Source organism: Duganella sp. Leaf61 (genome assembly GCF_001421905.1).
Classification (GTDB): Bacteria; Pseudomonadota; Gammaproteobacteria; order Burkholderiales; family Burkholderiaceae_D; genus Rugamonas; species Rugamonas zoogloeoides.
Genome location: NZ_LMLM01000029.1, coordinates 233,957 through 246,496, shown reverse-complemented (window position 1 = coordinate 246,496; position 12,540 = coordinate 233,957). Strand labels below are relative to the sequence as shown.

At 64.0% G+C, this 12,540-nt stretch carries 11 protein-coding genes; 8 read left to right on the top strand and 3 right to left on the bottom strand.

All coding sequences use genetic code 11. The features are described from left to right. Positions 1–87: 87 nt before the first annotated feature. From nadB to ASF04_RS19150, 6 genes are all read left to right on the top strand, one after another. Entirely contained in the window at positions 88–1,701 is a 1,614-nt protein-coding gene (nadB, locus tag ASF04_RS19175) for an L-aspartate oxidase (protein WP_056145276.1), read from the top strand. Between the two features lie 4 nt (positions 1,702–1,705). Next, on the top strand, positions 1,706–2,245 hold the full coding sequence (locus tag ASF04_RS19170) for a GNAT family N-acetyltransferase (RefSeq protein WP_056145272.1): 540 nt from the start codon (positions 1,706–1,708) through the stop codon (positions 2,243–2,245). Between the two features lie 99 nt (positions 2,246–2,344). Then, complete coding sequence (locus ASF04_RS19165; protein WP_056145269.1) at positions 2,345–4,543, top strand: ATP-binding protein; 2,199 nt, start codon at positions 2,345–2,347, stop codon at positions 4,541–4,543. Continuing rightward, entirely contained in the window at positions 4,540–5,157 is a 618-nt protein-coding gene (locus ASF04_RS19160) for a response regulator transcription factor (protein ID WP_056145267.1), read from the top strand. Before ASF04_RS19165 ends, ASF04_RS19160 begins: the two co-directional genes overlap by 4 nt. A gap of 74 nt (positions 5,158–5,231) precedes the next feature. Beyond that, complete coding sequence (locus ASF04_RS19155; RefSeq protein WP_056145264.1) at positions 5,232–5,615, top strand: response regulator transcription factor; 384 nt, start codon at positions 5,232–5,234, stop codon at positions 5,613–5,615. Further along, the gene (locus ASF04_RS19150; protein WP_056145261.1) at positions 5,612–6,259 is read left to right on the top strand and encodes a GGDEF domain-containing protein; all 648 of its coding nucleotides are present in this window, start codon (positions 5,612–5,614) and stop codon (positions 6,257–6,259) included. The genes ASF04_RS19155 and ASF04_RS19150 overlap by 4 nt, the downstream gene beginning before the upstream one ends. Here ASF04_RS19150 and nadC read toward each other — a convergent pair. Genes nadC through ASF04_RS19135 form a run of 3 tightly spaced genes read right to left on the bottom strand, consistent with a single transcriptional unit; the run spans position 6,256 to position 9,903 of the window. Beyond that, positions 6,256–7,122 carry a carboxylating nicotinate-nucleotide diphosphorylase gene (nadC, locus tag ASF04_RS19145; protein WP_056145258.1) on the bottom strand — a complete coding sequence of 289 codons (867 nt, stop codon included), beginning with the start codon at positions 7,120–7,122 and terminating at the stop codon, positions 6,256–6,258. The two genes, ASF04_RS19150 and nadC, sit on opposite strands and share 4 nt — an antisense overlap. Beyond that, positions 7,122–8,276, bottom strand: a complete 1,155-nt coding sequence (nadA, locus tag ASF04_RS19140) for a quinolinate synthase NadA (protein WP_056145255.1) — start codon at positions 8,274–8,276, stop codon at positions 7,122–7,124. The genes nadC and nadA overlap by 1 nt, the downstream gene beginning before the upstream one ends. A gap of 25 nt (positions 8,277–8,301) precedes the next feature. Beyond that, positions 8,302–9,903 (bottom strand): ABC-F family ATPase, encoded by a 1,602-nt coding sequence (locus tag ASF04_RS19135; RefSeq protein WP_056145251.1) that lies wholly within the window; start codon positions 9,901–9,903, stop codon positions 8,302–8,304. A 480-nt stretch (positions 9,904–10,383) separates the two neighbouring features. Between ASF04_RS19135 and ASF04_RS27955 the strand changes: the two genes are divergently transcribed. Next, positions 10,384–11,394, top strand: a complete 1,011-nt coding sequence (locus ASF04_RS27955) for a hypothetical protein (RefSeq protein WP_056145248.1) — start codon at positions 10,384–10,386, stop codon at positions 11,392–11,394. A gap of 15 nt (positions 11,395–11,409) precedes the next feature. Further along, positions 11,410–12,294, top strand: a complete 885-nt coding sequence (locus tag ASF04_RS27950; RefSeq protein WP_200931118.1) for a hypothetical protein — start codon at positions 11,410–11,412, stop codon at positions 12,292–12,294. Positions 12,295–12,540 lie beyond the last annotated feature (246 nt).

The following is a 12,540-nucleotide window of genomic DNA, read 5'->3' as shown; positions in this document are numbered from 1 at the left end:
AACCTGTGTAATTAACAGGGGTATATGACCAAAGTATGACAAATAGACTATAGTCATGCTTCCCTACTGCATCCAGCCATGTGAATCATGAAATTTGATGTTGCAATCGTCGGCAGCGGACTGGCCGGCCTCTCGGTCGCCCTGCACCTCGCCGAAACCCGTACTGTCGCCATTATTTCCAAACGTGCCTTGCGAGATGGCGCCAGCAACTGGGCCCAGGGCGGCATCGCCGCAGTGCTCGACTCCGGCGACAGCCACCACCAGCACATCGACGACACGCTGGTTGCCGGCGGCGGCCTGTGCGACGAAAGCGCCACGCGTTTCATCGTCGAACATGGCCGCGAAGCGATCGAATGGCTGATCGCCCAAGGCGTGCCCTTTACCCGCGACGCCACCGCCGAACTGGGCTTCCACCTCACCCGGGAAGGTGGCCACAGCCAGCGCCGCATCATCCACGCGGCCGATGCCACCGGCCACGCGGTACAGGTCACGCTTGAAGAAAAAGTGCGCGCCCACCCGAATATCTCGTTGTTCGAGCACCACTGCGCGATCGACCTGATCACGTCCGACAAGGTCAACCCGGACGCCAGGCGCCACTCGCAGCCGAAGTGCCACGGCCTGTACGTCCAGGACGAACGCAGCGGCGTGGTGCACACTTTTGCGGCCGAACACACGGTGCTGGCCACCGGCGGCGCTGGCAAGGTGTACCTGTACACCACCAACCCGGATACCGCCAGCGGCGACGGCATTGCCATGGCGTGGAGGGCGGGCTGCCGCATCTCGAACATGGAATTCATCCAGTTCCACCCGACCTGCCTGTACCACCCGTATGCGAAGTCATTCCTGATCACGGAAGCGATCCGTGGCGAAGGCGGTTTGCTCAAGCTGCCGCCCGAAGCCGGTGCTGCCGCCGGCACCCGCTTCATGCTGGCCCACGACGACCGCGCCGAGCTGGCCCCGCGCGACGTGGTGGCGCGCGCCATCGACTTCGAGATCAAGAAGCGCGGCCTCGATTACGTCCACCTCGACATCAGCCACAAGCCGGCCGACTGGCTGATCGAACACTTCCCGACCATTTACGCGCGGTGCCTGGAGCTGGGCATCGACATCACCAAAGAGCCGATCCCGATCGTGCCGGCCGCGCACTACACCTGCGGCGGCGTGGTCACCGACCTGCAAGGCCGCACCGATTTGCCAGGCTTGTATGCGGTCGGCGAAACGGCCTGCACCGGCCTGCACGGCGCCAACCGCCTGGCCAGCAACTCGCTGCTCGAATGCGTGGTGGTGGGCAGCGCTTGCGCGCGCGATATCGCTTCGAAAGAAAAAGGCGAGATCCCGTACCTGCCCGACTGGGACGAGAGCCGCGTGACCGACGCCGACGAAGAAGTGGTGATCGCCCACAACTGGGACGAGCTGCGCCGCTTCATGTGGAACTACGTGGGTATCGTGCGCACCACCAAGCGCCTCGAACGCGCCCAGCACCGCATTGCACTGCTCAAGGAAGAAATCGACGAGTACTACCGCAACTTCCGCATCACCCACGACCTGCTGGAACTGCGCAACCTGGTCGATGTAGCGAGCCTGATCGTCAACAGCGCACTGCAGCGGCGCGAAAGCCGTGGCCTGCACTTCAGTCGCGACTACCCGGAAACCCTGCCCAAGGCGCTGCCAAGCATCCTGACGCCACCGCGCCGCAGCTAGGACCATGGCGACCGTCCGCACCGCCATCCACGCCGACATTCCTGCCATGGAGGCGCTGATCCGCCGCTCCGGTATCGGTTTGAGTACGGGCTTCTACACGCCGGAGCAGGCGCGCGCGGTCACCGACCACGTGTTCGGGGTCGATACCCAGCTGGTGATCGACCAGACTTACTTCGTGGTGGAAGACGGTGGAGAGATGGTGGCATGTGGCGGCTGGAGCCGGCGTTCCACCCTGTTCGGCGCTGACCGCATGAAGCAGGAGGCCGATCCCCTGCTCGACCCGGCCACCGAACCTGCGCGCATCCGAGCCTTTTTTGTCGATCCTTCAGCCGCGCGGCGCGGCTACGGCAAACTGCTGCTGGCCTGGTGTACCGATGCGGCAGCCGCCGGTGGGTTCACCACGCTGGAACTGGCCGCGACGCTGCCGGGGGTACCGCTGTACCTGGCGTGTGGCTTCAACGAAGTCCAGCGCCTCGAACTGGACCTTCCTGGTCCGGTACGGGTACCGCTGGTCCGGATGCACAAGACGATTGCAGCGAAATAACTGTGGCGCCAGTTCCACGGACACGATTTGTGTCGAGATGGCAATGCTAGAATCAGTTGTCGTCAGACTCGCCTGCCTTCATCGGCCAGGCCTCATTTCATGGGCAATGCATCCGATCGAACCTGGCAGCAGTCGCACGGCGTGCGCGCCAGCCTGGGCGCGCTGGTCATCGCCAGCATCCTGCCGGTGGCTGCCGTGGCGGCTGTCATCATCGTCGGTTTTTACCACAAGGAACGAGCCCAGCTGATCAGCAACACGGTGGCGCGGGCCCACACCATGATCAACGCGGTCGACCATGATTTCAGCAATACCAGGGTCGCGCTGAGCGCCCTCGGCACCTCCAGAATGCTGTCGTCCGGCGACTTGCGCGGCTTTCATACGCGTGCCGTCGAGGCGCTGGACAATCTGCACGCCGACAGCATCCTGGCACTCGATACCGATGGCCGCATGCTGATGTCCACGCAGCGTCCCTACGGCGCACAACTGCCGGTGCTGGCCAGCACGCCGCTCCTGCGGCGCATCCTGGCAGACGGCCAGCCCGGCGTGTCCGACCTGTTCACCGGGCCCATCAATAAAACCCTCATCTACACGGTAGGCGTGCCCATTCGCCGCGACGGCCGCATCGTCATGACGCTCAACGCCACGGCCACCCCCGCCCAGCTGGCCCACGTGATTGCGGAGCAGCGCCTGCCCCCCACCTGGCGCGCCAGCGTGATCGACACCGCCGGCCGGGTGGTGGCCCGCTCGCACGATATCGACAGATATGCGGGCCAGCGTCTCAGCGACGACCAGTTACGGCATGCTACCACCGCCCAGGAAGGCGGTTTCGCAACCCGCAGCCTCGACGGCATCGATGTGTTCGTCGTCTTCAGCCGCTCGCCCCACAGCGGATGGTCCGCTTACCTCGGCATACCGCTGCGCGAACTTAACGCTGGTCTGCACAGCACCATGGCCTGGCTGATCGGCGCCACGCTCGCCGCACTGGCAGCCGGCCTGGGATTGGCCTGGCTGATGGGCGGACGCATCACGCGCTCGGTACAGGCGCTGATCCCGCCAGCGCTGGCCATCGGCGAAGGTAGTGTGCCGGTGATCCCAGCATTGCATTTTCGCGAAGCGCATGAACTGGGCCAAGCGCTGCGCAATGCCGACGCCAGCGTCCGCGACGCGCGTGCCGCTTCGCAGGAGAGCGCGCAGCGCCTGACGCTCGCTGCCAACGCGGCGCACCTGGGCATCTGGGTCCGCGACCTGCACCAGCACACCATTTGGGTATCGGACCAATGGCGCGCCCTGTTTGGCTTTGGCAAGGAACAGCAGGTCGAACTGGCCGACCTGCTTGGCCGGGTGCACGCCGACGACCGCCCCCACGTCGCGCAGACGCTCGACAGCGCCAGGCTTGGCGCACCGCGTTACGATATCGAGTACCGTATCGTGCTGCCCGACGGCGGGCTGCGCTGGATCGGTTCGCAAGGCAGCGTGGAGTTCGACCACAGCGGCCACCCGGCACTGGTACGCGGCGTATCGCTCGACATTACCGCGCGCAAGCTGGCCGAACTCGATGCGCGGCAGAAGCAGAAGGAAGTCACCCATCTGTCGCGGCTGGCCGTGCTCGGTGAACTGTCGGGAGCACTGGCGCACGAGTTGAATCAGCCGCTCACGGCCATTCTCAGCAACGCCCAGGCGGCGCGGCGCTTCATGGCGCAACAACCGCCGGACCTGACCGAGGTTGACGAGATCCTCGGCGACATCATCGCCGAAGACCAGCGCGCGGGCGCGGTGATCGAGCGCCTGCGCCGGTTGTTCGACAAGAGCGAAACGCCGCGCGCACCGGTGAACCTCCACCGGCTGGCGGAGGAAGTGATCCACCTGTTGCGTAACGACCTGATCAACCATGGCATGGTGGTGTATACCGACTTTGCGGCCGGTGCGGACGCCTCGGCCACCGTCTACGCCGACGCCGTGCAACTGCAGCAGGTCCTGATCAACCTCCTGATGAACGCCTGCGACGCCATGGCCGGCGCCTTGCCGGCAAACGCGGTCATTACCGTGCGCACCGCGCCCGACGGGCTTGACGCCGTGCGCCTGAGCGTGATCGACAGCGGCAGCGGCATCGCCGACGCCGACCTGGCGCGCATCTTCGAGCCGTTTTACACCACCAAGGCGCGCGGCATGGGACTGGGATTGTCGATCTGCCGTAACATCGTTGCCGCCCACCAGGGTCGCTTGTGGGCGGAAAACAATCCGGCTGGGGGCGCCAGCGTGCATTTGCGCCTGCCGCTGGCGCACGAGGCAGCACCATGAGCGGCGCCCAGGTCTTCCTGGTGGACGACCAGCCGGCCGTGCTCAAGGCACTGGGACGCCTGCTCGCCGCTGCCGGCTACCGCGTGGGCGCCTACGCCACCGCCGAGGCCTTCCTCGACGCCGGCCACGCCGACCAGGAAGGCTGCCTGGTGCTGGACCTGTCGATGCCGGGCATGGACGGACCGGCATTGCAGGACGCGCTTTCCGCGCGCGCCAGCCGGCTGCCGGTGATCTTCCTTACCGGCCACGGTGACCTCGAGAGCGGCATCCGCGCCATGAAACACGGCGCCGCCGATTTTCTGACCAAGCCGGTGGACGACATACGCCTGATCGCTGCCATCGAACTGGCGCTGCAGCGCAACCGCGAACGGCGCCAGGCCGACGGCGAACTGGCCGCCATCCGTGCACGGTTGCACACGCTGACGCCGCGCGAAGCCGAGGTGATGAACCTGGTCATCGAAGGATTGCTCAACAAGCAGATTGCCGCAGCCCTGGGCACTGTGGAAAAGACGGTCAAGGTGCATCGCGCGCGGGTCATGGCGAAGATGGCGGTCAAGTCGGTGACGGCGCTGGTGCGCCTGGTCGACCGCGCCCGCAGCGACGGCACCACCTGAAGCCCCCGACCGGGGCGGCGGCATTGGCCCAAGGTCCAATACCGCACCCGCAGTGGCGGCGGTATCGTCCAGGTATGGACACCACACTTCCCTGGGTAGCGGTAGTCGACGACGAGGCCGGCATACGTCGCGCGCTGCTGCGCCTGCTGCGCTCGGCCGGCATCCCGGCACTGGCGTTTGAATCGGGCGCCAGCTTCCTCGCTGCACTGGAAGATGGCGCACCATGTTGCGCGGTGATCGATGTCCACATGCCGGGCGGGTCGGGACTCGACCTGCTGGCGCAATTGTCCCGCTGCGCGCCGGCGGTCGCGGTGATACTGATGACCGGCCACCACACCGCTGGCGAGCACAGCCTTGCATTGCAATGGTATCCGGTTGCTTATTTACAAAAGCCGCTCTCCGACCAGCTGTTGCTGGCCGCCATCGGCGCCGCCTGTCCCTACTGGAGAGAATCATGACCATCTTCCTCAGCCCGTTTCCGCAGAACTGCATCGCGCGCGGCCTGCCCCACTGCGGTGTGGACGCCGGCACCGGCCTGCTTTCGCGCAACCTGTTTGCCTGCACGCTGGAACGCGAGCTGGCGCGGGTGTGGCCCCGCGCCAGCGCCCTGCTGCTGATCGACGTCGATGGATTGGACGATCTGGACGAGGCATTCGGCCGAACTGGTGTGGAGACGGTGCTGGAGCAGTTTGCCCGGCGCCTCGAGAATCTGGCGCCACGCGGCGCCGCGCTCGGCCGGCTTGACCACGATACACTGGCGCTGCTGCTGGCCGGTCTCGAAGACCTGCACCAGGTCACGCGCACGGCAGCGCACATCCGCCGCGCGCTCGAGCAGCCATTCGACCTCGCTGCAGGCGACCTCATGCTGACCGCCTGCATTGGCATTGCTACCTGCCCGGCTGATGCCTGCACGGCAGCAGAATTGCTGGGCCATGCCGGCATCGCGCTGTTACACGCAGGCCTGGCCGGCCACGGGGTATGCTGCTTTTACACGGCTTCGATGCAGGCGCTGCCGGCTACGCCGTGGAGCGCCCGGTACCGGGCGCACTGGTCAGGTGCGACAGCCGGCGGTGCGGTGCAGCGCCCTACCGTACCTGCCTAGCCGACGATGCGCAACGAATAATCGGTGGCCCGAATATCCTTGGTCAGGCTGCCGATCGAAATGCGGTCCACGCCGGTTTCGGCAATCGCCCGCACGGTATCGAAGTTGATCCCGCCCGAGGCTTCCAGCAACGCCCGGCCCGCATTGATCACCACCGCTTCGCGCATCATGTCGGTGCTGAAGTTGTCGAGCAGGACGGAGACCGCGCCAGCGTCCAGCGCTTCGTGCAGTTCCGCCAGGTTTTCCACCTCGACCTGGATGGTCACGCCAGCGTCGAGCTTTTTGGCTGCCAGCACCGCGTTGGTCACGCCGCCAGCGGCCGCGATATGGTTTTCCTTGATCAGGATGCCGTCGTACAGCGCCAGGCGCTGGTTCTGTCCACCACCCACGCGCACCGCGTACTTTTGCGCCAGCCGCAGGCCGGGCAAAGTCTTGCGCGTATCGAGAATCGCGGCGCGGGTGCCGGCGATTACATCGACATACTTGCGGGTGGCCGTGGCCACGGCGGACAGCAGTTGCAGGAAGTTGAGCGCCGAACGCTCGGCGGTCAGCAGCGCGCGCGCCGGCCCGGTCATGGTGCAGACCACGCTATCGGCAGTCATCAGGTCGCCCTCGGCGTATTGCCAATCGATCTCGATACCGGCCTGCATGCAGTTCATCACGCCTTCGAACCACGGGGCGCCGCACAGTACCGCGTCTTCGCGCACGATCACGCGCGCCGTCACGCGGCCACCGTCCGGTACGAGCAAGCCGGTCAGGTCGCCCGTACCCACGTCTTCCAGCAGGGCTGCCAGCAGGTTGGCTTCAAACGCGGTGCGCAACGCGTCGTCGAACGGCGCAAAGGTATTTTTAAGGGTACTCATCATGCCGGTCCGATTCCTGAAAACAGTTGCGCTTCCTGGCCCAGGTCGGGGCCCGGCTGCACCTTGGCTTTTTTGGCTGCCGCGAAGTCCAGCATGCGGTTGATGGAGGTGACAGCCTGCTTGCCGATGGCTGGATCGACAAACACTTCGTGCGCGGCGATGGTGCCCTTGCTGTCCATGTTTTCCAGCAGGTCGGCCAGGTTTTGCAGGCCGTTCATCGCCATCCACGGGCAATGCGCGCAGCTTTTGCACGTGGCGCTGTTGCCGGCCGTCGGCGCGACGATAAATCGTTTACCGGGAGCGGCCGCCTGCATCTTGTGCAGGATACCGTTGTCGGTGGCGACGATGAAGGTATCGGCGTCCATCTCGACGGCGGCATTGATGATCTGGGTGGTGGAACCCACCACGTCGGCCAGCGCCACTACATTGGCGGGCGACTCCGGGTGCACCAGCACCTTGGCGTCCGGGTACTGTTCCTTGAGCAGGTCCAGTTCCACGCCCTTGAACTCGTCGTGCACCAGGCACGAGCCCTGCCACAGCAGCATGTCGGCGCCGGTTTCCTTCTGGATGTAGCCGCCAAGGTGCTTGTCCGGCGCCCACAGGATCTTCTTGCCCTGCGCGTGCAGGTGCTTGACGATATCGAGGCCGATCGACGAGGTGACCATCCAGTCCGCGCGCGCCTTGACGGCCGCGCTGGTGTTGGCATACACCACCACCGTGCGGTCCGGATGCTGGTCGCAGAACGCCGTGAACTCATCGACCGGGCAACCGAGGTCGAGCGAACAGGTGGCGTCCAGGTCAGGCATCAGGATGCGTTTTTCGGGACTGAGGATCTTGGCGGTTTCGCCCATGAAGCGCACGCCGGCGACGATCAGCGTTTTCGCTGCGTGGTCGCGGCCGAAGCGCGCCATCTCCAGCGAATCGGACACGCAGCCGCCGGTTTCCTCGGCCAGGTCCTGCAAATCGGCATCGACGTAGTAGTGCGCCACCAGCACGGCTTCGCGCTCGACCAGCAACTGCTTGATGCGCGCCTTGAGCTGCGTGCGCTGGTCGGCGGTGGGCGTGGCTGGCGTGCGGGCCCACGCATGGGCAACGCAGCTGGCGCCGTCTTGTGGATGCTCGTACTCGACGGGTTTGATTTCTACAGTTTGCATGATGGAGTGAATACGATTCGGGTGCTTAGGCAATGCCCTGGCTGGTCAGATATTCCTCGTAGTTGCCACGGAAGTCGACAACTTCGTTTTCCTTGATTTCGATGATGCGGTTGGCCAGCGACGAGACGAATTCGCGGTCGTGCGACACGAAAATCAGGGTGCCGGCGTACTTGTCAAGCGCAACGTTGAGCGACTCGATCGATTCCATGTCCATGTGGTTGGTCGGCTCATCGAGCAGCAGCACGTTGTGGCGGCCCAGCATCAGCTTGCCGTACATCATGCGACCCTTTTCACCACCGGACAGCACCTTCACCGATTTTTTCACTTCGTCGCCGCCGAACAGCAGGCGGCCCAGGATCGAACGCACGGCCTGGTCGTCGTCGCCTTCCTGGGTCCAGTTGCCCATCCAGTCGGTCAGCGTGATGTCTTTGGCAAATTCCTCGGTCGGATCTTGCGGCATGTAGCCGACGTTGGCGTTTTCCGCCCACTTGACCATGCCGTGGTCCGCGTGCAGGCCGGCAATGTCATCCCCGCCGATGCAACGCAGCATGGTGGTTTTACCGGCGCCGTTGGCGCCGATAATGGCAATCCGCTCACCCGCTTCCACCATGATGCTGAAGTTGTTGAACAGGTTGCGGTCGTAGGTCTTGGAAATGCTGTCCACTTCCACGGCCAGTCGGTGCAGCTTTTTCTCGCCGTCGAAACGCACGAACGGGTAGGCGCGCGACGATGGCTTGATGTCATCCACCTTGATCTTGTCGATCTGCTTGGCGCGCGACGTGGCCTGGCGGGCTTTCGACTTGTTGGCGGCAAAGCGGCGCACGAAGTCTTGCAGTTCGGCGACCTTCTCTTTAGCCTTGGCGTTGTTGGCCAACTGCTGGTTGCGTGCCTGGGTGGACGCGAACATGTACTCGTCGTAGTTGCCCGGGTAGATTTTGAGCGTGCCGTAGTCCATGTCGGCCACGTGGGTGCATACCTGGTTGAGGAAGTGGCGATCGTGGGAAATGATGATCATGGTGGAGTTGCGCTCGTTGAGCACGTCTTCCAGCCAGCGAATCGTGTTGATGTCCAGGTTATTGGTCGGTTCGTCGAGCAGCAGGATGTCCGGGTTCGAGAACAGCGCCTGCGCCAGCAGCACGCGCAATTTCCAGCCTGGCGACACATTGCTCATCGGACCGTGGTGCAGCTCGATCGCCACGCCGGCGCCCAGCAGCAGTTCGCCGGCGCGCGACTCGGCCGTGTAGCCGTCGTACTCGGACACTTTGCCTTCCAGTTCGGCGGCTTTCATGTAGTCGTCGTCGGTGGCTTCCGGGTTGGCATAGATGGCGTCGCGTTCCTGCATCGCCGCCCACATCTCGGTGTGGCCCATCATCACCACGTCCAGCACGCGCATGTCTTCAAAGGCAAACTGGTCCTGGCGCAGCTTGCCCAGGCGTTCGTTAGTGTCGAGCATGACGTTGCCGCCGGACGGATCGAGATCGCCGCCGAGGATTTTCATGAACGTCGATTTGCCGCAACCGTTGGCGCCGATCAGGCCATAACGGTTGCCATCGCCGAACTTGACGGAGATGTTTTCAAACAACGGCTTGGCGCCGAACTGCATCGTAATATTTGCGGTGGATAGCATCTGGAATGAGGTTTTTCTATTGAAATCATGCCGTTAGGCGGAATGCCATGATTATACAGCACCGGCCCCCTGCCGCTCCAGCAGCCCCGGGATCTCGCCGGGTCTTGAAATGAATTTCGCATAAGGATAGTTTCGTTATTGCAACTTTAAATGTAACAAACGCCCTTGTTCTGATATTTTTATTTTAGAAACATTTCAGCGACTTTCAACATTAAACTCCTTTCAGGAAGCGCCGGGCGACGCCACCATCACCCAGGCCGCCGAGGACATCAAGAAAGTCGTCATCAACGGTACCCGCGCCTCGCAGCAGTCGGGCATTGAGCGCAAGAAGAATGCCGCCACCACGATGGATTCCATCGTCGCCGAAGACGTCGGGGCGTTTCCCGACCGTAATATCGGTGAAGCGATTTCGCGCATCTCCGGCGTGGCGCTCGACCGTGGCTGATCGCCACCAGCAAGTTCCTCGACAACCGGCTCGGCGTGCTGATCAACGCCTCCACCTCGCGCATGGTCAACGAATCGCACTCGACCGAAATCGCCACCTCGCGCAACGCCGGCCATGCGCGCCTGATCGACTTCGACAACTCGCCGAACAAGACCTTCACTTACCTGCCATCCACGCAGTCAACGGACGATCCCGCCGCCCAGCGCAATGCCTTCAACGGCAACACCGCGCGCAACCAGGCCAGCAACGCCCGCAGCAATGAGCTGATCAGCTGCCTGAACCAGTGGAACGATTACACGCCGTCGCTGGTGCGCTTCATCGAGCGCCGCCAGGAGGACAAGCGCAACAATGTCGATCTGCGCTTCGACTTCAAGGTCAACAACGAGCTGACCGTGTTTGCCAAGGGCAGCTATGCGCGCCGCAAGGTGGACGACACCAACATGACGCTGGCGCTTGGCGGCCTCAATGTCAATCCCGCCGTCACCGTCAGCCCTACCTACCAAGGTGCGGCCTGGACCGACAACGCCAGCGGCATGCGCAGCGCAGTGCCGGGCTCCGCTTACTACCTGTACGACAATGCCAGCTCCCGCGCCCAGGTGGCCACCGCGCGCGGCGCCGTCGCCAACGTCGATCCGCGCTCGGTCATGGTCGATGCCAACCACCATGTCCCGCAGTTCAGCATCAGCGACGCCAACGCGAATACCGACCAGGCGGACCCCGCCCTGTATGCGATCGTGCGCCCGGCCGGCGCCGCCACCGTGGCCGTACCGGCCGGCGCCAACGTGCCGGTGGCGATACCCGCCTATATCGTCAATCAGCAGCCGCTCTCCACGCAGGCGCCGCAATTGCAGTTCTCGCCCAAGATGGCCGAGACCGAAGAGCGCACGGCCATGGCCGACTTCAGCTACGCGCTGGGCGCCAGCGCGCCGTTCTTCAGCCGCATCAAGGCCGGCTTCAATCTGCGGGAAACCGCGGGCAGCAGCTGGGGCGCCGGTGGTTACGAGGCCGTGGACGCCATCGGCCAGTTCAGCCGCCCGGCCGGTTAGACGCCGGCGGTGGTGGTGCCGACCGCCAACGTGCGCAGCAACTTCGTCGGCTGCGTCGATACGCCCGGCTCGCTCGGTACGAACGGCCGCCCGTGCGCGTTCGGCTACGTGGCCAACGTGGCGCCGGCCACCGCGCTGTCGGGCACGGCGACCGTGACACCGCAGCAGTTCCAGGACATCATCGCCGCATCGATGACGCAAAAGAACACGCCATTCTTCAACGGCGCCCCCGATCGCCCGGCCGGCCTGATCGATGGCTGGACCCAGATCGACGTGGAAAAAGTGTTTGCGCTGTCGGGCATCCCGAATGTCAATTTCGACTGCGTCAAGCAATGCGCAGCCAATGACGGCAAGGTCTACCAGCAACCGGTGACGCGCTACAAGGAGCGCGCCACGGCCGGCTACGTGATGACCGACTTCAGCTTCGACCACCTGCCGTTCACCAACCGCAGCCTGCCGTTCGGCCTGGAACTCGATGGCAACTTCGGCTACCGCGTGGTGCGCACCAAGGTGCAGGCCAGCGGCACCATTGGCTTGACGTCGGCCCTCACCACCGCCAACTTCGACCCCGCTGCACCGAACGCAGTGGGCGGCACAGTGACAGCCACCACTGGCCGCGCCACCCGCATGGAGGCAACCACCACCGACTACCTGCCGATCCTCAGCCTGGCGCTGTGGCTGGTGCCGAACGAAGTGGTGCTGCGCTACAACCGCGCCAAGCAGGTGGCCCGGCCGCCCGTCACGGCCCTGATTATCTTTGCCGGGGGCCGCAACCTCAGCCTGAGCGCGACATCGAACAGCCAGGGCGAGTACGCGGGCTTCGCCGACGGCACGACGAACCTGCTCGCTGTGACGTATGCGGGCCGCCGCATCATGGTTGGCGTGAACTACCGGAATTGAGGTAACCCCGTCGGACAAGCAATCACGCAGTTGATCGAAGAGTAGCTGACCTTGGGCCCGGCCGCCTTGTGCGCCGGGCTTTTTTTTTGCAGTGCAGAAAAGTGATATCGAAATGACGCGCAAAATCGCCGATTTGCGTTAAAGCGACATTACTGATCAGTCGCATGATTGTTTTCTAATATGCAATCCACGACGTGTTGTTCGCCACTAGACTAACCACTGAAATATCAGCGGGCGATCACAGCC

What these genes read in the sequence shown, in the direction of transcription:
- nadA (WP_056145255.1), bottom strand. Translation starts at nt 8,276, where the DNA reads ATGCAAACTGTAGAAATCAAACCCGTCGAGTACGAGCATCCACAAGAC.
- nadC (WP_056145258.1), bottom strand. Translation starts at nt 7,122, where the DNA reads ATGAGTACCCTTAAAAATACCTTTGCGCCGTTCGACGACGCGTTGCGC.
- ASF04_RS19155 (WP_056145264.1), top strand. Translation starts at nt 5,232, where the DNA reads ATGGACACCACACTTCCCTGGGTAGCGGTAGTCGACGACGAGGCCGGC.
- ASF04_RS19170 (WP_056145272.1), top strand. Translation starts at nt 1,706, where the DNA reads ATGGCGACCGTCCGCACCGCCATCCACGCCGACATTCCTGCCATGGAG.
- ASF04_RS19165 (WP_056145269.1), top strand. Translation starts at nt 2,345, where the DNA reads ATGGGCAATGCATCCGATCGAACCTGGCAGCAGTCGCACGGCGTGCGC.
- ASF04_RS19135 (WP_056145251.1), bottom strand. Translation starts at nt 9,903, where the DNA reads ATGCTATCCACCGCAAATATTACGATGCAGTTCGGCGCCAAGCCGTTG.
- ASF04_RS19160 (WP_056145267.1), top strand. Translation starts at nt 4,540, where the DNA reads ATGAGCGGCGCCCAGGTCTTCCTGGTGGACGACCAGCCGGCCGTGCTC.
- nadB (WP_056145276.1), top strand. Translation starts at nt 88, where the DNA reads ATGAAATTTGATGTTGCAATCGTCGGCAGCGGACTGGCCGGCCTCTCG.
- ASF04_RS19150 (WP_056145261.1), top strand. Translation starts at nt 5,612, where the DNA reads ATGACCATCTTCCTCAGCCCGTTTCCGCAGAACTGCATCGCGCGCGGC.